This window comes from Pseudomonas sp. ADAK2 TE3594, assembly GCF_053628675.1.
Window position 1 is genome coordinate 2527271 of record NZ_JBRJGV010000001.1, and the last position, 22693, is coordinate 2549963.

The 22693-nt window shown below is 58.7% G+C and carries 18 protein-coding genes, 1 tRNA gene and 3 pseudogenes; 13 read left to right on the top strand and 9 right to left on the bottom strand.

Annotated elements, in window-relative coordinates:
• Positions 1-186 precede the first annotated feature (186 nt).
• Positions 187-360 (top strand): entry exclusion lipoprotein TrbK, encoded by a 174-nt coding sequence (trbK, locus tag AB7M22_RS11430; RefSeq protein WP_080772170.1) that lies wholly within the window; start codon positions 187-189, stop codon positions 358-360.
• A gap of 78 nt (positions 361-438) precedes the next feature.
• On the opposite strand, the gene AB7M22_RS11435 is transcribed toward trbK, so the two are convergent.
• Positions 439-1593, bottom strand: coding sequence for a MalY/PatB family protein (locus AB7M22_RS11435; protein ID WP_454186355.1), 1155 nt, complete (start codon positions 1591-1593; stop codon positions 439-441).
• A 573-nt stretch (positions 1594-2166) separates the two neighbouring features.
• On the opposite strand from AB7M22_RS11435, the gene fdnG reads away from it, so the two are divergent.
• The 4 genes and pseudogenes from fdnG (at position 2167) to fdhE (ending at position 7759) form a co-directional block, all read left to right on the top strand.
• On the top strand, positions 2167-5232 hold the full coding sequence (gene fdnG / locus AB7M22_RS11440) for a formate dehydrogenase-N subunit alpha (protein ID WP_454186356.1): 3066 nt from the start codon (positions 2167-2169) through the stop codon (positions 5230-5232).
• Positions 5233-6177, top strand: a complete 945-nt coding sequence (gene fdxH / locus AB7M22_RS11445) for a formate dehydrogenase subunit beta (RefSeq protein WP_454186357.1) — start codon at positions 5233-5235, stop codon at positions 6175-6177.
• Positions 6174-6828, top strand: a pseudogene (locus AB7M22_RS11450) (formate dehydrogenase subunit gamma). Before fdxH ends, AB7M22_RS11450 begins: the two are co-directional and overlap by 4 nt.
• Before the next feature lie 4 nt (positions 6829-6832).
• Positions 6833-7759: a formate dehydrogenase accessory protein FdhE gene (gene fdhE / locus AB7M22_RS11455; RefSeq protein ID WP_454186358.1), complete on the top strand. Its 927-nt coding sequence runs from the start codon at positions 6833-6835 to the stop codon at positions 7757-7759.
• 95 nt (positions 7760-7854) lie between these two features.
• Here the strand turns inward: fdhE and AB7M22_RS11460 are convergent.
• Both AB7M22_RS11460 and relB read right to left on the bottom strand, forming a co-directional pair.
• Positions 7855-8124, bottom strand: a pseudogene (locus AB7M22_RS11460) (type II toxin-antitoxin system RelE/ParE family toxin).
• Positions 8114-8305 (bottom strand): type II toxin-antitoxin system RelB family antitoxin, encoded by a 192-nt coding sequence (relB, locus tag AB7M22_RS11465; protein ID WP_007902309.1) that lies wholly within the window; start codon positions 8303-8305, stop codon positions 8114-8116. Before relB ends, AB7M22_RS11460 begins: the two are co-directional and overlap by 11 nt.
• A gap of 562 nt (positions 8306-8867) precedes the next feature.
• On the opposite strand from relB, the gene AB7M22_RS11470 reads away from it, so the two are divergent.
• The 5 genes from AB7M22_RS11470 to AB7M22_RS11490 all read left to right on the top strand — a co-directional run bounded on the left by AB7M22_RS11470 (position 8868) and on the right by AB7M22_RS11490 (position 14306).
• Positions 8868-9236, top strand: a complete 369-nt coding sequence (locus AB7M22_RS11470) for a DUF6124 family protein (RefSeq protein WP_007902308.1) — start codon at positions 8868-8870, stop codon at positions 9234-9236.
• A 344-nt stretch (positions 9237-9580) separates the two neighbouring features.
• Positions 9581-11011 carry an L-seryl-tRNA(Sec) selenium transferase gene (gene selA, locus AB7M22_RS11475; protein ID WP_454186359.1) on the top strand — a complete coding sequence of 477 codons (1431 nt, stop codon included), beginning with the start codon at positions 9581-9583 and terminating at the stop codon, positions 11009-11011.
• The gene (gene selB / locus AB7M22_RS11480; RefSeq protein ID WP_454188790.1) at positions 11008-12927 is read left to right on the top strand and encodes a selenocysteine-specific translation elongation factor; all 1920 of its coding nucleotides are present in this window, start codon (positions 11008-11010) and stop codon (positions 12925-12927) included. Before selA ends, selB begins: the two co-directional genes overlap by 4 nt.
• Positions 12928-12933: 6 nt before the next feature.
• Positions 12934-13029 (top strand) — tRNA-Sec (locus AB7M22_RS11485).
• Positions 13030-13253: 224 nt separating this feature from the next.
• Complete coding sequence (locus AB7M22_RS11490; protein WP_454186360.1) at positions 13254-14306, top strand: alpha/beta hydrolase family protein; 1053 nt, start codon at positions 13254-13256, stop codon at positions 14304-14306.
• Between the two features lie 205 nt (positions 14307-14511).
• Here AB7M22_RS11490 and AB7M22_RS11495 read toward each other — a convergent pair whose 3' ends face one another.
• Together AB7M22_RS11495 and AB7M22_RS11500 are read right to left on the bottom strand one after the other, a co-directional pair.
• Positions 14512-15411, bottom strand: coding sequence for a DMT family transporter (locus AB7M22_RS11495; RefSeq protein WP_008023518.1), 900 nt, complete (start codon positions 15409-15411; stop codon positions 14512-14514).
• Positions 15412-15587: 176 nt separating this feature from the next.
• Positions 15588-16658 (bottom strand): SDR family oxidoreductase, encoded by a 1071-nt coding sequence (locus AB7M22_RS11500; RefSeq protein WP_454186361.1) that lies wholly within the window; start codon positions 16656-16658, stop codon positions 15588-15590.
• A 74-nt stretch (positions 16659-16732) separates the two neighbouring features.
• On the opposite strand from AB7M22_RS11500, the gene AB7M22_RS11505 reads away from it, so the two are divergent.
• Positions 16733-17122, top strand: coding sequence for a MerR family transcriptional regulator (locus AB7M22_RS11505; RefSeq protein ID WP_454186362.1), 390 nt, complete (start codon positions 16733-16735; stop codon positions 17120-17122).
• Positions 17123-17248: 126 nt separating this feature from the next.
• Here AB7M22_RS11505 and AB7M22_RS11510 read toward each other — a convergent pair.
• From AB7M22_RS11510 to AB7M22_RS11525, 4 genes and pseudogenes are all read right to left on the bottom strand, one after another.
• Positions 17249-17467: pseudogene (locus tag AB7M22_RS11510) on the bottom strand (transposase domain-containing protein); the annotation flags it as partial.
• A gap of 434 nt (positions 17468-17901) precedes the next feature.
• Positions 17902-18342: a hypothetical protein gene (locus tag AB7M22_RS11515; RefSeq protein ID WP_454186363.1), complete on the bottom strand. Its 441-nt coding sequence runs from the start codon at positions 18340-18342 to the stop codon at positions 17902-17904.
• 134 nt (positions 18343-18476) lie between these two features.
• Complete coding sequence (locus tag AB7M22_RS11520) at positions 18477-18944, bottom strand: hypothetical protein (RefSeq protein WP_454186364.1); 468 nt, start codon at positions 18942-18944, stop codon at positions 18477-18479.
• A gap of 187 nt (positions 18945-19131) precedes the next feature.
• Positions 19132-19614: an Lrp/AsnC family transcriptional regulator gene (locus tag AB7M22_RS11525; RefSeq protein ID WP_454186365.1), complete on the bottom strand. Its 483-nt coding sequence runs from the start codon at positions 19612-19614 to the stop codon at positions 19132-19134.
• Between the two features lie 178 nt (positions 19615-19792).
• Between AB7M22_RS11525 and AB7M22_RS11530 the strand changes: the two genes are divergently transcribed.
• Both AB7M22_RS11530 and AB7M22_RS11535 read left to right on the top strand, forming a co-directional pair.
• Complete coding sequence (locus tag AB7M22_RS11530) at positions 19793-21052, top strand: allantoate amidohydrolase (protein ID WP_454186366.1); 1260 nt, start codon at positions 19793-19795, stop codon at positions 21050-21052.
• A gap of 80 nt (positions 21053-21132) precedes the next feature.
• Complete coding sequence (locus tag AB7M22_RS11535; protein ID WP_454186367.1) at positions 21133-22359, top strand: diaminopropionate ammonia-lyase; 1227 nt, start codon at positions 21133-21135, stop codon at positions 22357-22359.
• Positions 22360-22693 lie beyond the last annotated feature (334 nt).

The following is a 22693-nucleotide window of genomic DNA, read 5'->3' on the forward strand; positions in this document are numbered from 1 at the left end:
TGACTCACCGCGACCCCCGTAGGCCACGGCAGCGGCGTCAGGGTGATGTAGCTGGCTTCATCCGAGGCCAGCAGCACGGGTGGACTTGCGACGGGTTTGGCGCAAGAGGAGAGCTCGTTGTTCTGCATACACCCAACTCATGAGTTAGGCTCAATGCGATGCAAGAAACTCGATGAGGAGTTGCTCATGAACACCCAATCGCTCGTTGCACTGGCACTGTCGTTGGCATGCCTCGCTGGCTGTGAAAGCAAATACGAAGTGAATGAGAAAAATTGCGAGCCGAAAAACTTCATGAAGCTGCCAGACGATCAGAAGCGGGAAGCCTTCATCAAAGCTTGCATGGAGCGCATAACGCCTTGAACAGGAGTCGATGCTGCGCCTGTCGCCCATAAAAAACCCGATGCACAGGCATCGGGTTTTCGGCATCGCCCCGGGCTGTCAGGCCTGGCGGTTACGCAAACTACGCTCCATCCGCGCGATCCCTTCTTCCAGCAGCGCCCTTGGGCAGCCGAAGTTCAGGCGCACGAATTGCTGGGCGTGATCGCCGAAGTCCAGCCCTGCGCTCAGCCCGACCTTGGCCTGTTCGAGGAAGAATTGCTGCGGGTTATCCAGCCCCAGCGCCGTGCAGTCGAACCACGCCAGGTAAGTGCCCTGAGGTATGTTCATGGTCACACCCGGCAACCGCGTGCGAACCGCTTCCACCAGATAATCCCGATTGCTTTGCAGGTAGGCCATGAGCTCGGTCAGCCACGGACCGCCTTCGCTGTAGGCGACGCGGGTAGCTTCCAGGCCCAACGGGTTGACGCTGTCGACCATGCCGCAGCGAGCGTTGTTGACCCGATGACGTAGCGCCGGATCCTGAATGATCATGAACGCAGTCTTCAAACCGGCGATGTTGTAAGCCTTGCTCGCCGACATCAGGGTGATGGTGCGCTTGGCGATCTGCGGGCTGAGCGAGGCGGTCGGGATGTGCACGCGCCCATCGAAGCACAGTTCGGCGTGGATCTCGTCGGAGATGATCCAGGCGTCCTGCTCCAGGCAAATGTCGGCGACCGCTTGCAGCTCTTCGCGCGGGAAGACCTTGCCCAGCGGGTTATGCGGGTTGCTCAGCAGCAGCGCGCCGCCCCCTTGCAGTGCCTGGCGCAAGGCATCGAGCGGCGTCGCATACGTGCCATCGGCCAACGCGTCGAAATCCAGTTCGACCTTGTTCAGCTGCCAGTGACCCGGCGCATGGCGCAGCGGCGGGTAGTTTGGTGTCTGCACGACCACGTTCTGCTGCGGCTGAACCAGCGCGTTCAGGGCCATGTTGAAACCCGACTCGATACCCGGCAGGAAGACCAGCTCCTGAGGTTGCACGCGCCAGGCGTACTTGCTCCAGAGGTCGGCGACGATGGCGTCACGCAAGTCATCCTGAGCCACGCTGTAACCGAGCATCGGGTGTTCCAGGCGTTTTTGCAGCGCCTGAATGATCGCTGGTGGCGCGGCAAAGTCCATGTCGGCGACCCACATCGGCAACACGTCGGCCGGGTAGCGGCTCCATTTGGTACTGCCGGTGCCATGGCGGTCGAACACCTGATCAAAATCGAAAGTCATGCTCAGTCTCATAAAAGTCAGGGGGTTAATCCGGCGGCCATGATAGCGCCAAACCCAGTGGGAGCGAGCCTGCTCGCGATGAGGGCGGCACAGTCAATATCGATATCGCCTGACACACCGCCATCGCGAGCAAGCCAGCTCCCACAAGGGAATTGGCGATGTACACCAAATTTTGCGAACAACACCGCCCACTGTGGGAGCGGGCTTGCCCGCGATGAGGGCGGCACAGTCAATATTGATGGCGCCTGACACACCGTCATCGCGGGCAAGCCCGCTCCCACAGGGATCTAACTCGAACATCAAATTGGTGGTCAACCGGGACCAAATTGTGGGAGCGCTCGCGATGAGGCCCTTACATTCAATATCGATGTTGCCTGACACTCCGCCATCGCGAGCAAGCTCGCTCCCACAACTGTGTGCCTGCTGGCTTGCGGCTACCCGACTGTCGGTTTTCACACAGCACAAAACAGCATTGTCTACAGTTTAAAGTGGCGGTAGTTCCGTTGCCGTCACCGTGATCGTCCAGAAAAACCCGGCCAATGCACCGGGTTTCCACCTGATCAGGAGTGCACGATGGACCTCAACCGTCGTCAGTTCTTCAAGGTCGCTGGTCTCGGCCTTGCGGGCTCAAGCCTCGGCGCGCTGGGCATGGCCCCGACGCCAGCTTTCGCCGAACAAGTGCGTCATTTCAAGCTCGCCCATACCCATGAAACCCGCAACACCTGCCCGTACTGCTCGGTCGGTTGCGGCTTGATCATGTACAGCCAGGGCGACAACGCGAAGAATGTCGCCCAGAGCATCATCCACATCGAAGGCGATGCCGACCACCCCGTCAATCGCGGCACCCTCTGCCCCAAAGGCGCAGGCCTGCTGGATTTCATTCACAGCCCCAGCCGTCTCCAGTACCCGCAGGTGCGCAAGCCCGGCACCACGGAATGGACGCGAATCTCCTGGGATGAAGCGCTGGATCGTATCGCCGACCTGATGAAGGCCGACCGCGACGCCCACTTCATCGAGAAGAACGCCCAGGGGCAAACGGTGAATCGCTGGCTGACCACCGGGTTCCTCGCGGCGTCGGCATCGTCCAACGAAGCGGGTTACATCACCCACAAGGTGATTCGCAGTCTCGGCATGCTGGGGTTCGACAACCAGGCACGTGTCTGACATGGCCCGACGGTGGCAAGTCTTGCCCCGACGTATGGCCGTGGTGCCATGACCAACCACTGGACCGATATCGCCAACGCGAATCTGGTTCTGGTGATGGGTGGCAATGCCGCCGAAGCGCACCCTTGCGGTTTCAAATGGGTGACCGAAGCCAAAGCCCACAACAAGGCGCGGCTGATTGTGGTCGACCCGCGTTTTACCCGTACGGCCTCGGTGGCTGATTATTACGCGCCGATCCGCACCGGCACCGACATCGCCTTCATGGGCGGGCTGATCAATTACCTGCTGACCGAAGACAAGATCCAGCACGAATACGTGCGCGCCTATACGGACGTGTCGTTCATCGTCAAGGCCAACTACGGTTTCGAGGACGGCTTGTTCAGCGGTTACGACGCGAGCAAGCGCACTTACACCGACAAGTCCGGCTGGGGCTATGAAATCGGCGAGGACGGTTTCGCCAAAGTCGACCCGACCTTGCAAGACCCACGCTGCGTCTACCAATTAATGAAGCAGCATTACAGCCGCTACACCCTGGAGCTGGCCAGTCAGGTCTGCGGCATGCCCACGGATGCCATGCAGAAAATCTGGGAGGAGATCGCCACCTGCTCGCAACCGGGCAAAACCATGACGATTCTCTACGCACTGGGCTGGACCCAGCATTCGACCGGCTCGCAGATGATCCGCAGCGCGGCCATGGTGCAACTGCTGCTGGGCAACGTCGGCATGCCGGGCGGGGGCGTCAACGCCCTGCGCGGGCACTCCAACATTCAGGGCCTGACCGACCTGGGTTTGCTGTCCAACCTGCTGCCCGGTTACCTGACCCTGCCGGCCGAGGCTGAACAGGACTACAACGCCTACATCGCCAAGCGAGCACTCAAGCCGTTGCGCCCCGGGCAGATGTCTTACTGGCAGAACTACGGCAAGTTCCACGTCAGCCTGATGAAAGCCTGGTACGGCGCCAATGCCACCGCCGAGAATAACTGGGGCTACGACTGGCTGCCGAAACTGGATATTCCCGGCTACGACATCCTGAAAATGTTCGACATGATGGGCAAGGGCGAGGTCAATGGCTACATGTGCCAGGGCTTCAACCCGATCGCCGCCTTGCCGGACAAGAACCGTGTGATGAAGGCGCTGGCCAAGCTCAAGTGGCTGGTGGTGATGGACCCACTGGCCACCGAAACCTCGGAGTTCTGGCGCAATGTCGGGCCTTACAACGATGTGCAAACGGCCGAGATCCAGACCGAAGTCATCCGTCTGCCCACCACCTGTTTCGCCGAAGAAAACGGTTCGCTGGTCAACAGCGGTCGCTGGCTGCAATGGCACTGGAAGGGTGCCGATGGCCCGGGGCTGGCGCGCACGGACGTGAAGATCATGGCCGAGCTGTTCTTGCGCCTGCGCAAGCGTTACCAGGCCGACGGCGGTGCCTGGGCCGAGCCAATCCTCAAGCTCGACTGGCCCTACAAGATCCCTGATGACCCGACGCCGGAAGAACTGGCCAGGGAATTCAACGGCTACGCCGTCGCCGATGTCACCGACGCCTCGGGCGCGGTGGTCAAGGCCGGTCAGCAGTTGTCCGGCTTCGGCCAGCTCAAGGACGATGGCAGCACGGCGTCCGGGTGCTGGATCTTCTGCGGCAGCTGGACCGAGCAGGGCAACAACATGGCCCGGCGTGACAACAGCGATCCTTTCGGTATGAAGCAGAACCTGGGCTGGGCCTGGGCCTGGCCGATGAACCGGCGGATTCTCTACAACCGTGCCTCTTGCGACCCTCAAGGCAAACCGTGGGACGCCAACAAACGCTTGGTGTGGTGGAACGGCAAGGTCTGGACCGGCACCGATGTGCCTGACTACAAGGCCGATGTGCCGCCGGAAGCCGGGATGAACCCATTCATCATGAACCCCGAAGGCGTGGCGCGTTTCTTCGCCCTCGACAAGATGAACGAAGGGCCGTTCCCGGAACACTATGAACCGTTCGAGACGCCCATCGGCATCAACCCGATGCACCCCAACAACAAGAAGGCGACCAGCAACCCGGCCGGGCGGATCTTCGATTCAGTCTGGGACACCCTCGGGCAGGCCAAGGACTTCCCTTATGCGGCGACCAGCTACCGGCTGACCGAACACTTCCACTTCTGGACCAAGCATTGTCCGATCAATGCCGTGACCCAGCCTGAGCAGTTTGTCGAAATCGGCGAGGTGCTGGCCAAGGAGAAAGGCATTGCTGCCGGTGACCGGGTCCGGGTCAGCTCCAAGCGCGGGCATATCGAAGCGGTGGCGGTGGTGACCAAGCGGATTCGTCCGCTGCAGGTCAACAATCAGGTGGTGCACCAGATCGGTATCCCGTTGCACTGGGGCTTCACCGGCGCCACCCGTCACGGTTACCTGACCAACACCCTGGTGCCGTTCCTCGGCGATGGCAACACACAGACCCCGGAATCCAAGTCATTCCTGGTCAACGTGGAGAAAATCTAAATGGCCAGCCAAGACATCATCGCCCGCTCGGCCACCACCACCGTGCCGCCCTCGGTGCGCACGCAAGAAGAAGTGGCCAAGCTGATCGACACCACCAAGTGCATCGGCTGCAAGGCTTGCCAGGTCGCTTGCTCGGAATGGAACGAGTTGCGCGACGACGTTGGTCACAACCTCGGCACCTACGACAACCCTCAAGACCTCAGCGCAGACACCTGGACTTTGATGCGCTTCACCGAGCATGAAACCGACGCCGGCAACCTCGAATGGCTGATTCGCAAGGACGGCTGCATGCACTGCGCCGAACCCGGCTGCCTGGCGGCGTGCCCGAGCCCGGGGGCGATCATCAAGCACGCCAACGGCATCGTCGATTTCGATCAGGACCATTGCATCGGCTGCGGCTATTGCATCACCGGGTGCCCGTTCAACATTCCGCGCATCTCGCAAAAGGATCACAAAGCCTATAAATGCACGCTGTGTTCAGACCGGGTGGCGGTGGGGCTGGAGCCGGCCTGTGTGAAAACCTGCCCGACCGGCGCCATCGTTTTCGGCACCAAGGAAGACATGAAAGAACACGCTGCCGAACGCATCGTCGACCTCAAGAGCCGCGGTTTCGAAAACGCCGGTTTGTATGACCCTGAGGGCGTCGGCGGCACCCACGTCATGTATGTGCTGCACCATGCCGACACGCCCAGGTTGTATGCCGGGTTGCCGGATCACCCGGCGATCAGTCCGCTGGTGGACCTGTGGAAAGGCCTGAGCAAACCCCTGGCGTTGCTGGCCATGGGCGCGGCGGTGCTGGCCGGGTTCTTCCACTACGTGCGCGTTGGGCCACAACTGGTCGATGAAGACGAACATCCAGTCACCCTCGACCCGGCGGTGCATGAGTTCGATCCATCGGTGCACACCTTTGATCCGACGAAACCCGGCGGGGAGGACAGGCCATGAACGACAAACCGATCCTGCGCTACACCGCCAACCAGCGCACCAATCACTGGCTGGTGGCGATTCTGTTTCTGTTGGCCGCGCTGTCGGGGCTGGCTTTGTTCCATCCGGGGCTGTTCTGGCTCAGCAACTTGTTTGGCGGCGGTTCGTGGACGCGCATTCTGCATCCGTACATGGGCGTGGCGATGTTTGTGCTGTTCCTCGGCTTGGTGTTCAGCTTCTGGCGGGCGAATTACTTCAGCGCCAACGATCGGTTGTGGCTCAGGCGCGTCGGGACTGTCATGCGTAACGAAGAGGAGGGCGTGCCGCCGATTGGCAAGTACAACCCGGCGCAGAAGCTGCTGTTCTGGGTGTTGCTGATCTGCATGCTGGTGCTGCTGTTCAGCGGGTTGGTGATCTGGCGTGCCTGGTTCAGCGCGTACTTTGGCATCACCGGTATTCGCTGGGCGATGCTGCTGCATGCGCTGGCGGGCTTCATCCTGGTGCTGAGCATCATCGTCCACGTCTATGCCGGTATCTGGATTCGCGGCTCGGTCCACGCCATGGTGCGTGGCCGGGGTCAGCCGCGCCTGGGCGAGAAGACACCATGAGCTCTGGTACCAGGAAGTGACCCGAGACGAGACGCCTGAGCGACCGATCAGCAAAAAAGGATGACCCCTTGGCCACGATCCTCGAGCCTGGGCAGATAGAAGCGGCGGCGAGTTCACCGCCGTTTCTGTACCTGCCACCGAACAACCTGTTCACCTTGCGCGCGCTGCGTCTGGAACGCCTGGCCGACGGGCATCCCATGGCGGACTATCTGCGTTTGATCGTGGGGCTGTGCCACGTTCAGCAGAACCTGATGGACGATCCGCCCGTAACGACCATGCCCGATCCCGAGCGTCTTCGGGTGTGCATGGAACATGGCTTGCCACCGTTTGCCGCCGACAGTCTGGTGCGCGAAACCGTTTGGCTGCCGTATCTCGAAGCCTTGTTGCAACGCTATCAGCCACCGCCACAATCGGCGGTAGAAAACGCCGTGGCGACGTTGCGCAGTGCCAACCTGGGGCTGCTCAAAGCGTGGGCGATTGCCTTGGTCAGCGGCCAGTATTCAATGCTGCCGGCAGAGTTGGTGCCGTTCCTCGGTGCAGCGCTGCAAGCGGCCTGGAGCCATTGGCTGCTGAGCACACCCAACCTTGAGCTCAAACGCGGCGACAGCCTCAGCCAATGCCCGGCCTGCGGTTCGCCGGCGATGGCCGGGGTGATTCGTCATCGCGGCAAATACAACGGTTTGCGTTATCTGGTGTGCTCGTTGTGCGCCTGCGAATGGCATGCGGTGCGGGTCAAATGCGTGTACTGCGAACAGAGCAAGGGGCTTCAATACGTCAGCTTCGAGGATGACCGTCACGCTGCCAATCTGGCACCGTTGCGGGCGGAAGTCTGCCCTGGCTGCAACAGCTACCTGAAACTGATCTACCTGGAAAACGATGCCGAAGCCGAAGCGCTTTCGGCAGACCTGTCCAGCCTGATGCTGGACATGCGCCTGGAGCAGGAAGGCTACCAGCGCCTGTCGCCCAATCTGATGCTGGCACCGGGAGGTGACTGAGCCTGTCCCCTTGATGTTCAGGCTTGAGATAAATCCCACCCAATAAGCGAGCCACGAAGCGTGCTGGTCAAATCCGATGCAAATAACTGGTCGAGTCAGGGGTATTCCTGCCTGGCATGCAAAACGGTCAAGATCTCGATTCGATCCGTCACCCGGTAGACCACCAAGTAATTGGGATGCACAACAATTTCCCGCGTACCGGGTACACGACCAAATCGATAAAGGTAGGGATGTTGCGGAAGGGCCGAGGTAGCAACCTCAATGGCTTAGTACAGTTCGCTCGCCGCTACAAGGTGGCGGTCGCCAATATAATCAATGATTTGCCACAGTTCAGCCCGCGCTTCGGGCCGCCACTCAACCAGCATCGCGCTTATTGCGCTTGGCTTCGAGAAGGGATCGCATATCAGCCATTACCTGATCGTGCGGGACATTCGGGCGTGGATCATCGAGCGACGCCTGCACTTTGGCACGGAACCAACGGTCGTAGCTGGCGGCCTGCTCTTCGGTTTCAAACTCTGAAACGATGGGGGAAAGTTCGGCGCTCATAGTGACCTCCGGGATCAATACTTGGCAGTCTAATTGGTATGTGGCTCACTGTCGTGGGTGTCAAGATGAAGTACACCCAGCCAAGCATCACGTGGTCCTATCTCTCTACCTGATGGGCGCAACCACATTAAACCTCTCGCTTGCGACAGCCAACCCCTAAAAGATGTCGGACGCTTCCTCAATTTTTTGAACGCTTTCATGTGTTTAACGTACGCGTTTAAAGACACCCGCCGTTACGTCCTAACGGCTACAACGCCTTGCGTCGTTACCTACGCGTGCGCCAGAATCGGCTGGCTTGTGCGGCTGTGGGGCGGGCTATATCGTTTCCCTGTCACTGAAAAACAGTGATCGGGTTTGGTAGCCCGCCTTTAAGTAGTCGCATGGCGACACCTTATGCAGTCTCTTTTTTGGGGCTCAGCTTTATATGGTGGTCATGCGTGGGGCTCCATTGTGAGCGCCGGGTTTCCTACTTAGACCGGTCTACCAACCCGCGTATGGCCGCCACCCTTCGTTTGGTAGCGAGGGTGATGGCTCTTATTTATTCTAAGTGGGAGTTTCATCTATGTTCAAAGTGACACCCAATCCACCGGAACCGGACACCGATCCGGCATCCCCGTACGAATCCCTCGACTCGAAAAAATTCCACGAAGCCGCCGAGCGTGCCCTGAATTTCTACCTCAACCCGGCAGCGGTCATGAACAACACCCCCCGCAAACCCAGCACCATGTACATGGTTGCGCCGGATGTCGGCCATGAAGCCTTGCTGGTTCAAACGTGTGAGAACTTGGCCTCGGCCAGTGTCATGGCCAGTGACATTGCTGCATTGGTGGAGGGCACCCACCGCAATACCCTGCTGGCGCTTCAGCAAGTCATCATGCTGGCTGAACTGGCGGTGAATCGAATGCTGGATAATTTCGTTCCACCTAAGTAATCACTCAGCCCTTTACCGAGAGGCTTGCCCCTCGGTAAAGAGCTTTGATCAAAGCGCTGTCTTTTTAAAGTCGATTAAAAGTCAGCACCACGGTCAGGTGCGATGCTCTGGGTTCTTCAAGAGCAACCCAGCCGGAGCACCAACAATGGCCGACCCACTCAGCTTCACCCTCAAATGCCCCTTCAAAAGCGCCAGCGGCGACACGATCACAACGCGAGCCTCAAACGCAAAGACATCACCGCCGCGCAGACGACCAAAGACGAAGGCGGCGCTCGGCATCACCTGAGCAGTGAGCCCAGCGGCTACACTCAGACGCGACGGTCATTCGCTTCCGGGAGCCTCTGATGTCTGCAACCTCCGCCAGCCAAGTCTTGCGGCTGCCCTCCATCGACAGCTTGCTGCGCCATCCCGCCTGCCAACCGCTGGCTGAACGTTACGGGCGTGATGCGCTGTTGGCCGGCCTGCGGAAACTGCTCGATGACTTGCGCGAACCGGTGCTCAAGGGTGAACTCGATGCCGTTGAAATCGCCCCCGATGTACTGGCGGGCAGGGCGGGTGAGCGTTTGGCGATCCAGCATCGCAGCCAGCTCCGTCGGGTGTTCAACCTGACCGGCACGGTGCTGCACACCAACCTCGGGCGCGCGCTATTGCCAGAGACGGCTATCGAAGCCGTTCAACTGGCTGCCCGTTACCCGCTCAATCTGGAATTCGACCTGCACAGCGGCAAGCGCGGCGACCGCGATGATTTGATCGAAGGCCTGATCCGCGAGCTGACCGGCGCCGAAGCGGTGACTGTGGTCAACAACAATGCCGCCGCCGTGTTGCTTGCCCTCAACAGCCTGGGCGCGCGCAAGGAAGGCATCATTTCCCGTGGTGAGCTGATCGAAATCGGCGGCGCCTTCCGCATTCCCGACATCATGGCCCGGGCCGGGGTGCGGCTTCACGAAGTGGGCACCACCAACCGCACCCATGCCCGCGATTACGAGGCCGCCATCGGTCCACGCAGTGGCTTGGTGATGCGCGTGCACGCGAGCAATTATTCCATCGAAGGTTTCACCGCCCGGGTGCCGACGGCTGAGTTGGCGGAGCTGGCTCACCGTCACGGGCTGCCGTTGCTGGAGGACCTGGGCAGCGGCAGCCTGCTGGACCTGACTCGCTGGGGCCTGCCCGCCGAACCGACGGTGCGTCAGGCGCTGCTCGATGGCGCGGACATCGTTACTTTCAGCGGCGACAAACTGCTCGGCGGTCCCCAGGCCGGGTTGATTGTCGGCCGCAAAGACCTGATCGCCAAGATCAAGAAGAACCCGCTCAAGCGTGCACTGCGGGTCGACAAACTGACCCTGGCCGCCCTCGAAGCCGTATTGGCGCTGTACCGCGATCCTGATCGGCTGGCCGAGCGTCTGCCGAGTCTGCGCCTGCTGACCCGCCCCCAAACCGACATCATCGCCCAGGCCGAACGCCTGCAACCGTCACTGGCACAGGTGTTGGGTGACGGCTGGAGTGTCTGCGCCGTACCGGCTCTGGGCATGATCGGCAGCGGCAGCCAACCGGTGGCGCGACTGCCCAGCGCCGCGTTGTGTCTGCGCCCCAACGTTTCCAAACGTCTGCGTGGGCGGCAATTGCTGGGGCTGGAGGCAGCGTTTCGTCAGTTGCCGATTCCTGTGCTTGGGCGCATCGACGATGACGCGCTATGGCTGGATTTGCGCCAACTCGACGACGAAGCCGCATGGCTGACTCAACTCGATCAATTGCAGGAGGAGGGCCGGGACGGGTGATTGTCGGCACGGCGGGGCACATCGATCACGGTAAAACCTCCTTGCTCCAGGCACTGACCGGCCAGGCCGGCGACCGTCGCCGGGAAGAACGCGAACGCGGCATGACCATCGACCTCGGCTATATCTACGCGGCGTTGGAACCGGGCGCCGCGCTGATCGGTTTTATCGACGTGCCCGGTCATGAGCGCTTCACCCACAACATGCTGGTCGGGGCGCAGGGCATTGATCTGGTGTTGTTGGTGGTGGCGGCCGATGACGGCGTCATGCCGCAGACCCGCGAACATCTGGCGATCGTCGAGTTGCTGGGCATCTCTCGGGCACTGGTCGCCATCAGCAAATGCGACCGGGTCGATCCTGCTCGGGTGCAGGCAGTCCGTGAGCAGATCGAAGCATTGCTGGCACCCGGACCGTATGCCGACGCACCGCAAATCGCGCTGTCGAGTGTGACCGGCGAGGGTGTCGAGACACTGCGTCAGGCCTTGCTGGATGCGCAACATGAGGTGCTTCAACGCAGCGCCAGCGGCGGTTTCCGCCTGGCGATTGATCGGGCTTTCAGCGTGGCCGGCGCCGGTATCGTGGTGACCGGTACCGCGTTGTCCGGCCAAGTGGCCGTGGGCGATACGCTGATGTTGAGTCCGCTGGGCAAACCGGTACGGGTGCGAGGCCTGCATGCGCAGAACCAAGCGGCCGACAGCGCAACAGCCGGGCAGCGAGTCGCGCTGAACCTGAGTGCCGAGCGTCTGGCCCTGGAGCAGATTCACCGTGGCCACTGGCTGTTGGCCGAATGGCTGCATGCGCCGACCCAGCGCCTGGATATCGAGATGACCTTGTTGGCCAGCGAAGCGCGAAGCTTCGAACACTTTCAACCGGTGCACGTGCATCTCGGTACTCAGGACGTAACGGCGCGGGTAGCCTTGCTGGAGGACGCCAGCCTGGCACCGGGGCAGCGAATGTTCGCGCAACTGCTGGTGAACGCGCCGGTGCAGGCGGTGAAGGGCGACCGCTTGATCCTGCGTGACCAAAGCGCCCAACGCACCCTCGGCGGTGGCCGGGTGCTCGACCCGTTCGCCCCGGCCCGTCATCGTCGCAGCCCCGAACGATTGGCGCAGCTACAAACGCTGGCCACCACCAACAGCCTGGAAGACGCACTGCCGGCGCTGTTGACCAACAGCGACACCGGGCTCGATCCGCAACGCCTGGAGCGCCAGTTCAATCGTCCGCGCGATAGCTGGGCGTTGCCCGATGACGTGCGCTTGATCAATACGCGGCAGGGGCCGTTGCTGTTCGGCGCTGCCCGCTGGGAAGCCCTGAAAGCGCCACTGCTGGAACACCTCGCACGCTTTCATCAACTGGAACCGGATCAAATGGGACCGGACAGGGACCGCCTGCGTCGCTTCGCCGGTACCGCGCTGGACCGGCCGACCTTTATCAGCCTGCTTGACGAATTACTGGCCAGCGGCGCGATCGTCGCCAGCGGCCCATGGCTGCATTTACCCGATCATCAAGTGCGTTTGAGCGAGGACGACGAAACCCTGTGGCAACAGCTAAAACCGCTGTTTGAACAAGCGGATTTCGATCCGCCATGGGTACGTGACTTGGCCAAAGTCGCTGGCCGAGAAGAGGCCGCCGTGCGCCTGCTGCTGCGCAAGATGGCGCGACTGGGGTTGCTGCATCAAGTGGTTCGTGACCTGTTCTACACCGACACGCTGTTGCGTCGATTGGCGGCTATGCTGGTGCAACTGGCCAGCGATGACCCGGTGATTCAGGTCACCGCGTTTCGCGATGCCGTGGGCCTGGGGCGCAAGCGCAGCATTCAGATTCTTGAGTACTTCGACCGAATCGGCCTGACCCGACGCTTTGGCGACCGGCGCCACATCCGGCTCGACAATGCACTGGCCCAGCAAACAGAAGACTGAGTTCAAGGAAGGCAATCGCGCCCGGTGGCGCGGCCGGGCTTCAAACCCGGTTGGGGACGGCATCCGTTCCCGGGCAGGTTCGACTCCGGCTGCCTTCCGCCATTTTCATCCCCTTCGATGACTTATACCCTAACGTGGGCGTTCGGCCTTCTCACCAAAGACCGCGAACAGAGTTAACGATGAAAATTATGCGCGGCGGTTCGAATGTGGGCTTTAATGTCCGTGCTTATATGCAGCCACATTAGCTTCGACTCCGTACGAAAGTGGATGCGCCTAACGGCGGGTTCAGGTTGCTGTGCACTTGTCTAATCAAGGAAGAAACGACATTGAAAATAGCTTTTGGCGCCCTGTTGTTGAGCTGTCTGACTACTATCGCACTCGCTGACGAGAACCCTGTCGGCTTCCGCTCTTCCACACTGGCGGACTCGAACAATGACCGCGCACTGGAGATGGTCGTCTGGTACCCCAGTGCAACTACCGCAGCCACGCAAATGATTGGCGATGATGCGGTGTTCGTCGGGGCTTCTGCCGTTCGTGACGCGCCGCCCGCTGCTGGCAAGCATCCATTGTTGGTGCTCTCCCACGGGTACAGAGGTAACTGGAGCAACCAGATCTGGCTTGCCAGTGCTCTGGCACATAGGGGTTACATTGTCGCCGCAATCAATCACCCTGGCACCACCACTCATGACCGTAGCCCTCAAGCAGCGGCGCAGTTATGGCAGCGGCCCGTTGATTTGCGCCGAGCCATTGATAGGGTCACGACTCAACCTGAAAAATTCGGTTTGGTCGCCAATGACCGAATTGCAGTAGTGGGCCATTCACTCGGCGGCTGGACCGCCCTGGAAATCGCCGGTGCTCGGTTCGATCCAGACCGCTTCGCCCAAGACTGCAAAGCCCACCCGCAGTTATCAAGTTGCACCGTCTATGGAAAGATAAACCCCGCAAGCACCTCAGAATCAAAGGCCTCGTTGGCCGCCGATTTGCGCGATAAACGCGTCACTGCTGTAGTTACATTGGACCTGGGTCTTTCACGGGGCTTGACCGATGAAAGCCTGGCCGCGCTGGCGGTACCAACGCTGGTGATCGCTGCCGGCGTACCGTCGCGCGAGCTTCCCGCTGAGTTGGAGTCTGCCAACCTGGCCAAACGCCTGCCTGCGGCGTCAAGCCGTTACGTCGAAATCAGCGACGCAAGCCATTTCAGCTTCTTGTCGATGTGCAAACCTGGCGCGCAGGTAATGCTCGAAGAAGAAGTACCAGGCGATGGCATCATTTGCCGGGATGGCGACAGCGCTCGCCCGCGTGGGGTGATTCAACAGCAGATTACATCGCTGATAGCAGAGTTTCTTCAGTCATCTATCTACAAAGAAGGTAGTTTGTAAAATCGTGGTACGAGAACTGCCGCAGCTCAATAAAAAAACCGCTGGGGCAGTTCGCCCGCGCAATCTGTCAGAACGGTTGGCCAAGGATTAGCGCTCTGGGGCGGAAGCGTTCGGTCGCGAACAGCTGGTTTCGGCCAGAATCGGTCAGTCGCTCAAAACACTTAAAAACCACTGATTGCTAAAGTAATCAGGATCCGAAAATAGCTCACTCGGTCGAAGGGACAGATGCTTTGCTGCCCAAGCGGATTAGTTCATTGGAGAAACACAGGCCGACGATGATCAGTGCCGCTCCCGCGTACAGGCTTTCGCGCGGTACTTCATTGAGCGCCACGAACGCCAGCAGCGCGGCGAACAGTGGCTCGGTCAGCTCCAGCGCTTGCACTTGGGATGGCTTGAGATACTCGATAGCCTTGGTGGTGCAGAAGAAGCCCAGGATTGTCGGCAGCGTGGCCAGCGCCAGCAGCGCGGCGATCGCCAGCGGCGACAGCTCGCCCATCGCGAAACCATCGGCCGCAGCCGGCATCAGCAGGTACAGGCTGCCAAAGAACAACAATTGTCGGGTGAAGTGCAGCCCCCCCGACACACCCATACGCTTCATGGCAACCGAAAAGGCCCCATAGCCGCAGCCGGCCATGGAGGCGAGTGCAGCACCTTGCAGGGTAAAGCCCTGCTGCAGGTCGCCGCCGAAGATCACCGAGATCCCGGCGATAGCCAGTGCGGCGCCAACGGTAGCGTTCGCGGTGATGGCATCCTTGAGGAAAATGCGCCCCAGAATGATCGAGGAAATTGAGGCACTGGCCATCAGCACCACCACCACACCTGCCGCAGCGTAGTGTCGATAGGCGGACGTTTCGAAATGGAACAGCACAAAGATGCCAAGGAATGCGCAGATAGCCGCCTGAGTCCATTTGGTCGACGCCGCCGGGCGCTTGAGGAAAAACAGTAAGATCGAGAGAAGCACGCAACCCAGTACGGTCTTGATGACAGCGACACTGCTAGCGGTGAAACCATTACTCATGAGTACTTTGCTGAGTACACCGATCGTTGCGTTTAGTGCCGCTGCGGAGAGTGCAAATATGACGCCTTTGCTGAAAGTAGATTGCATTGATGACGATCCCTGTCGCTGAATTGTCGTTCGATAGAATGCCGCCCTATATCGACGGCGCAAAGTTTGAGGATACGAAGATCCCACCAATCCCAGTATTTATTGTGGCATAAGCTGGATCGCCCAGTAGGATGCTATTCGCCTTCTTGTCGCCGCCAAGGGAGAAGTCAGAGGGCCTAACCCTTGGCTATGCAATATGAGTTGACGAACGTTGCAGTGTGCTGCAAAGACTGACGTATATCCGGTTTGGCTATTCCATGCCTGTTGGCAAATTGCTCGCCCGCCGCTGTATCAAAACGAGTGGTCTGGATAAAGTCCAAGGCTTCGGGTTTTGTATTCAAAAACCACGCGACGGGAGGAATACTCAGTAGCAACTTCAGCAATCGGAGTGAAATGTGATGCTTGGGAGACTTTAAGCCCAAAGGTTGTGCCACCTGTATCAGGAGTTCTCGCAAGTTTGGAGTTTGGTCATCAAGCGCCAGCAGTTCCTGGCCCACCATGGCAGGATCAAAAGCACAAACTGCCACCAGCTCAACCAGGTAATCCACGGTGACCAGTGGCAGCCAGTGCTCGGCGGTACCGGGCACTGCAGTCAGCTTTCCCTGCACAAGGTTGCGTATCAGCTCCACCAGCGGCTGACCGTCAAGGATATGCCCCGTGCGGCTGTGGCCACAGACAGTCGCAGGGTGGACAACGGTAATCTCCCCGCCCTTGGCGGACATGACCTCCAAGGTCGCAAAATGCGCCTCCAGCTTGCTGCCCTCGTAACCACCGACCTGTCGGTAGACGGCAGGCCAATTCGTCAACTCTGGATGACGAGGATCAATTCCGATGCGTTGCAGATGTTCATGATTTTTCAGCATGTAGCCGCCGATCATTACTAAACGGCTTTTTTGCTCAGCCGCCAACAGCGCCACGCGCTTTGCCCCTTCCACATTCACCGCACGAGAATGCTCCACTGAAAGCCCCCATGCGAAGTGGGCGCCCAGGTGGAATATGACTCTGGCGTGCCTTAGCACTTCTCGGTCAGCAAGACTCAGCCCGAGGTTGTCCCGTTCCAGATCGCCAGCTACGGCAAATACCCGGGTTGCGCACCCTCCCAAATTATCGACTTGCTCCCGCAGTGCAGCTAGTCGCTCTGGGCGACGCATCAACACCCGAATGGTGTGACCTTTTGCACTCAGGTACGCCACCAAATGTTGACCGACGAAGCCGGTACCCCCCGTGACAAAGCACTCCACGCTCATTTCCCTGTTCCTTGTTTAAGGTGAGAAATCAAGCGTAAACTATCGACCCAACTCTATAGTCAAGCGGTGTTTTCATGAAAATCGGCGAACTCGAGACCCGCAGCGGCGCCAGCCGCCATACGCTGCGTTACTACGAGCAAATCGGCCTGATCTCATCGCTGCGGCAAACTAACAACTATCGCGTTTACACAGCGAAAACTCTGCAGGATCTGGACTTTATCCAGCGCGCGCAAAGCATGGGGTTTTCCCTGGGGGAAATAGGCGAGATTCTGGATGCGCAGCGGAACAAGCTGATCGATTGTGCTGACGGCGCTAAGCTAATTGAAAAGAAGATGGCAGAAATCAAACAGAAAATCGCCAACTTCCAAAGCATTTATCGGTATCTGGATGAAGAGCGTGCAAACCTCGAAGCCAGTGCTGCCAAGCAACTTGAGCTTCAGCAGCTGAACAACTCTTCCAACTGAACTGTCAGCATCTGGGAAACGGAAGCCGCAGCCTGCTTCCAGTTTCAAGCCCATCGCTTACGCATTTTCTAAAACCTTGTGGCCAGGCCCTAGACAGTAAGCGTCCGCCCAAAAGACCTTGCGTGGTTAAACGGGCGCCCATCTATGCGGCAGCAACTCGATAATCTCGCTCGGCCGCTGCATCGGCAGTCGCGTGAGCACGCCCTTTAAATACGCATACGGATCATGGCCGTTAAGCCGTGCCGACTGGTTCAAACTCATAATCGCAGCCGCACGTTTGCCGCTGCGTAAGGAGCCCGCGAATAGCCAGTTTGAACGCCCGAAAGCCCATGGCCGGATTTGATTTCCACATCAGTGAATTGCTCCGGATTTGCTAGACACATGATGTCTGCTTTGGTCGATTTCTGCCGGTGGCGACCGGTAGAAATCGGCCGATTCTGTTGAAAAAGTCGCCTACGGTTCCGACGACCGAAAAATGTCCATCTGAGATTGAAATCAGGACGCGGAGCGGGCGGCTAATCGGAGTGCAAGTGGCGAACGCAACGTTAGCGCCACGAATCCTATCGCCGTCGTAGTGCTTCGTTAGCAGATAGTGATTGCACGGACTTGATCAACTAGATGCACTGCCACTGACTAATCGTTTGCATTTGATTGGACCAGCACACTCTGGGCCGATTGCTGCCTGTGGCGGAGGGCAGTAGTCGACCCAAAGCAGCCGGTCGTTTTGGACTGGAAAATAGATCTGTCCCGTTATCTCAATTCCTAAGCGCCGAGTGCAGCTAGTTACCGCCATATACCTCACCCCGGTGCTGAAGGGCGACGAAAGCGGCTGCTGTTATCTGTTGATCTGTCCAGTTCCTGGTTAACCATATGGTCAGAGACGCGCCGGATAGGTTCCACCACAGCATTCGTTGACTTGTGTTCTGTTTGATCAGGTGATCAGAAGCCACCCACCAGACGACCCGCATACTCCTATCGGTTTTCCCTTTCAAAATGAAAAGGTCGTACAGATACGAATACGGACTTAACGGCACAATCACCGGCTCGCCTGAGACTTTGGCGAGGCTCCATACCCATTCACGCTGCGGGGTTGATATAGCCTGAGATGGGGGCAAAGGGTACTGCGAAATTCTAAACAGACCGACCCAATAGGCACCCCAAGGCAGGATGAGCGCGAGTCCGAGAATCCCGATGAGCAAAAAGCCGACACGACGCATCATGAGGGAAGAATCCTTAAGCCAGAAAGTAACCATCGACCGGTTGAATCCACAACCCAAAGCGGACGGTGAAATTTTCCTGAGGAACGTACTGCAAAAAAGAAAGGGCCTGATCACATGTAAATAGCTAACAAGAGCTAGTCCCAGTCCATTTTGATGTTTTCTTGTTTTCGGAACTCATCCAGCACGCTGTGATAATTCGACCTTTCAAAAAACACACTGGGTATCGCGTCGAACCAGTCAACATCGGTGTTTTCCAACGCAATTGAATCCTTTAGCAAGCCAAATCGGCCCCACTGAACTTGATGCTCATGGGCGCACTGCTCTGCGACAATAACTGTACAGGTCAAGTCTAGGTCATCTGAGCAGACAAGCAGGGGAACCAGAGTCTTCCAACCTGGCGCAGTGGAATATATCCGGTCCCATATCAACAAGTTATCTTCATCGCTGTACAAGCCTGAGTGGGCAGCTACGAGGTCGAACTCAGCAGCCGGGTTCTGCCTAGGCAGCCAAACCTCCAAGGGCACTCCGTCAATGGCAAAGGTCGGGTAGAAGCCGCTGCTGTATTTGGATTTATGGCTGGCAATTGATAGCAGGTTGATCATTCCATTCCTCGCTTTCCCTGAAATCTGTACAGACTAATTCTCCCAGTTGTAAATGTCTGCTTTTGGCTTTTCTGCCAGTCCCTGCCTGTCACTTTGGACAGACCCCGTGGGGGTAACCACGGAGTGTTAAAAAACTCTATTTTTCAGGGGCCCCTAACTATGCATTCTCAAGCGGGGGGAATAATTATCAGGGGTTGCCAGGATCAAAAGCATCCGTCGGGACTTCCATGCCCACCTTGATGTTGCTCATCGATACCAGTGTCTTGAAGCGTTTGACGTTGTCGTTCTCGAAGAACAATTGCGCGGTCAGTTCGGTGTACTGCTCCATGTTCTTCACGAGCATGATGAGGACGAAGTCGCATTCTCCCGCCACGTAGTAACACTGCTGAACCTGTGGGCAGCTCAGAAAGCCGCGCTTCATGGCGTCGAGCTGATCAGGGCGTTCGCTCGCGACTTCAACCTCCGTGATGATCGTCAGGTGATAGCCCACTTGTGCCGGGTTGACCAGCGTGACGGTTTTGCGAGTGACCTTGTCGGCTGCCAGCTTTTTCAGGCGACGGTTGACCGCCGCCGGTGACAGGTTGATCCGGGTGCCCAGTTCATGTTGAGAAATCGTCGCGTCCCTCTGGACGGCGTCCAGCAGTGCAAGATCGAAGGCGTCAAGGCTCATAAGTGAAGGCTCTGAAGGGGCGCTCGAACACGAGCTGAAATACGCAATGAAATTTCATCCAGAGGGGGCAAATCAAGGAAAAACTGCATCGCTTTCGAAATACTATTTACCACATCGTGAACGGCGTGACGTTGCGTTAGCGCTTGTTCATCCCGTACCTCTTGTGCCGGAGAGCCTTGTGCGTTCATTGACCGCTGACCTTCGCCTGAATGGCCAAATCCTTTTGCAGCAAATCCGCACCCTTGGGGAGATTGGGGTAGATGAAGCCAATGGCGGTCGCACGCGCATCGCCCTCACCGACACTGAAAAAGCCGGCCGCGATCAGCTCGTCGAGTGGATGAAGGCGCTTGCGCTGGACGTTCGGGTTGATCGGATCGGCAACATCTTCGCCACGTTGCGTTCGGCGACGGATCAAGGTGATCAAGCGTCACTGATGATCGGTTCGCACATCGATTCTGTGACCAATGCCGGCGCGCTCGATGGTTGTTATGGCGTGCTTGCGGGGCTTGCTGTCGTCAGGGCGTATCGCGACGCTGGAGTGCTGCCGGCGCGTTCGATCACCATTGCCGCCTTCACCAATGAAGAAGGGGTGCGCTATCAACCGGACATGATGGGATCGCTGGTGCATGCCGGGGGAATGGATGTCGGGCAAGCGCTGAATACGCTTGGCACCGATGGAAGCCGCCTTGGGGATGAACTCGAACGCATCGGCTATGCCGGTGACATGGAACCCGGTTCGATCATCGCGCATGAGTACCTGGAACTGCACATTGAACAGGGCCCGATACTGGAGGCCGAAGGCGTATTGATCGGCGTGGTTGAAAACCTTCAGGGCATCTCGTGGCAGCAGGTGGTCGTGCAAGGCAACGCCAACCATGCCGGCACCACGCCCACGCGCTTGCGCCATGACGCCGGGTATGTCGCCTGTGCCGTGGTGAACGAGTTGCGCCAAATAGCCATGGATTCATCGGGGACTACGCTGGCGACCGTGGGTTGCATGAGTTTTGAGCCCAACGTGATCAACGTCATTGCGCGCAAAGCGACGTTCACCGTCGACTTGCGTGACCCTGACGAGTCGAGACTGGTTGCAGCCGAGCAACGATTGGCACAGTTCCTCTCCAGGACTTGCGAGGAAGAAGGCGTGCGATTCAGCACTCAACAGTTAGTGCGGTTCGAGCCAGTGACCTTCAATGCCGAGCTGGCTGATGCGATTCAGGCGGCCGCCGAGCGGTTGGGCTACAGCCACAAGCGGATGACGTCCGGGGCCGGGCATGACGCGCAGATGATTGCCCGCATCGCGCCGTCGGCGATGATCTTCGTTCCCAGCCGAGGAGGCATCAGCCATAACCCGCGAGAGCACACCGATGACGATCAGTTGCTCAACGGCGCTGATGTTCTGCTGGATGTGGTCATAAAGCGTCTCGACACTGGCCGCTGAGCAATTTCACCCGATAGACCGATTCGCTGGCTGACATCCGCCAGCGACGACTTCGCTTTGCCTGAAAATGGAGTGCCCCCATGTTAATCGCCAACCCCAACGCAAGACGTGAACCCTATCCTGATGACCTGCTGGGCATCATGAGCATGCACAAAGCGGCTGAAAGTCGCGCCTGGCTTGCCCATTGGCAGCACCTGAATCACCAGGGCACGCCTTTGTATTCGCTACCTGATCTGGCCGCGCAACTGGGCGTCGGGCACGTGTGGGTGAAGGATGAATCGGCGCGTTCTGTGCTCGGCAGTTTCAAGGCACTTGGCGCACCGATTGCTCTGGTCCGTTTGATCCTCCGGACATTTCCAGCGCGAGGCTATGACGCGCCAGGTCTGCTTGCAGGCAAGTACGCGACGTCACTGGCCGACTTCACCGTCATCAGTGCGACCGACGGCAACCATGGCCGTGCGCTGGCCGCAGCCGCGCAAAGCATTGGCTGCCGATGCATGATCGTGCTGCATGCCAAGGTCAGTACCGAACGCGAAGAGGGCATTGCGGCTTTTGGCGCAGAGATCATCCGTATCAGCGGCAACTACGATGAGTCGGTCGAGCACGCAGCAGCCCTGGCTGCGAGCAATCAATGGCGGGTTGTTTCTGACACTTCCTATGATGGCTACGAAGAGATCCCGCGGGACGTCATGCAGGGTTACGGCACCATGGCCGCAGAGATCATCGAGGCCTCGACCGATTGGCATGGCAGCGGGTGTGCATTCACCCATGTTTTTCTGCAAGGTGGGGTCGGCGGACTGGCGGCGGGGATCGCCAGTTATTTCTGGGAGCAGTGTGGCGAGCAACGACCTGTGTTGATTGTCGTGGAGCCCGAGCAAGCCGATTGCCTGTACCAAAGCGCCCTCAGCGGTAAAGCCGCAAAGGCCACGGGCTCGGTAGACTCGCTGATGGCCGGGTTAGCCTGTGGTGAAACCTCTACGCTTGCGTGGAAGTTTCTTCGTTCCAGCGTCGATTTTTTCATGACCGTCCAGGATCAGGATGCCGTGGACGCCATGCGCAAGCTGGCTATCGGTAGCCCACAAGATATCCCGGTGGTCGCTGGAGAATCCGCCGTTGCCGGGCTAGCCGGGCTTACGCAGATCATGTCGACGCCAGGCCTTGCCTCAAAAACCGGTATCAACCGGCAATCGAAAGTCCTGTTGATCAGCACCGAAGGGGCGACCGCACCCAATGTGTACGCTGAGCTGGTAGGTGAGACAGCAACATCGGTTTTAGCCCGTCAAAAAGAATGGTTGGCGGCCGTTTGACCGGATAACCGGGGGGCCCGCTCGCAGCCTGTCTCGACCTCTTTCGGCCACGGATCAGGCCTCTTTGCTCTCTCTTTTTTTGCCTCACTACTTGGCACTTACGTTCTTTCTGAAATCTTTTGGTGCATTTTTTTGAGCATTAATAGTGCGTTCGATATTTATCGAGGCGCCGGGTGGGATGCTTTGTATTACAAGGGCAATAAAAATAATGAGTAGAAATTTCCCGCTTATAGGGCAAAAAACGCCCCGGAGTTGCTAATCGCACCATTTTTGCCCGCTCTAGAGTTGTGCAAGTTACAAGTGGGAAAAACGTTTCAGCGATCGCACCTGTTTC

What these genes read in the sequence shown, in the direction of transcription:
- AB7M22_RS11520 (WP_454186364.1), bottom strand. Translation starts at nt 18,944, where the DNA reads ATGATCAACCTGCTATCAATTGCCAGCCATAAATCCAAATACAGCAGC.
- AB7M22_RS11515 (WP_454186363.1), bottom strand. Translation starts at nt 18,342, where the DNA reads ATGATGCGTCGTGTCGGCTTTTTGCTCATCGGGATTCTCGGACTCGCG.
- trbK (WP_080772170.1), top strand. Translation starts at nt 187, where the DNA reads ATGAACACCCAATCGCTCGTTGCACTGGCACTGTCGTTGGCATGCCTC.
- AB7M22_RS11525 (WP_454186365.1), bottom strand. Translation starts at nt 19,614, where the DNA reads ATGAGCCTTGACGCCTTCGATCTTGCACTGCTGGACGCCGTCCAGAGG.
- relB (WP_007902309.1), bottom strand. Translation starts at nt 8,305, where the DNA reads ATGAGCGCCGAACTTTCCCCCATCGTTTCAGAGTTTGAAACCGAAGAG.
- AB7M22_RS11505 (WP_454186362.1), top strand. Translation starts at nt 16,733, where the DNA reads ATGAAAATCGGCGAACTCGAGACCCGCAGCGGCGCCAGCCGCCATACG.
- AB7M22_RS11535 (WP_454186367.1), top strand. Translation starts at nt 21,133, where the DNA reads ATGTTAATCGCCAACCCCAACGCAAGACGTGAACCCTATCCTGATGAC.
- AB7M22_RS11495 (WP_008023518.1), bottom strand. Translation starts at nt 15,411, where the DNA reads ATGCAATCTACTTTCAGCAAAGGCGTCATATTTGCACTCTCCGCAGCG.
- selA (WP_454186359.1), top strand. Translation starts at nt 9,581, where the DNA reads ATGTCTGCAACCTCCGCCAGCCAAGTCTTGCGGCTGCCCTCCATCGAC.
- fdxH (WP_454186357.1), top strand. Translation starts at nt 5,233, where the DNA reads ATGGCCAGCCAAGACATCATCGCCCGCTCGGCCACCACCACCGTGCCG.
- AB7M22_RS11500 (WP_454186361.1), bottom strand. Translation starts at nt 16,658, where the DNA reads ATGAGCGTGGAGTGCTTTGTCACGGGGGGTACCGGCTTCGTCGGTCAA.
- AB7M22_RS11435 (WP_454186355.1), bottom strand. Translation starts at nt 1,593, where the DNA reads ATGACTTTCGATTTTGATCAGGTGTTCGACCGCCATGGCACCGGCAGT.
- AB7M22_RS11470 (WP_007902308.1), top strand. Translation starts at nt 8,868, where the DNA reads ATGTTCAAAGTGACACCCAATCCACCGGAACCGGACACCGATCCGGCA.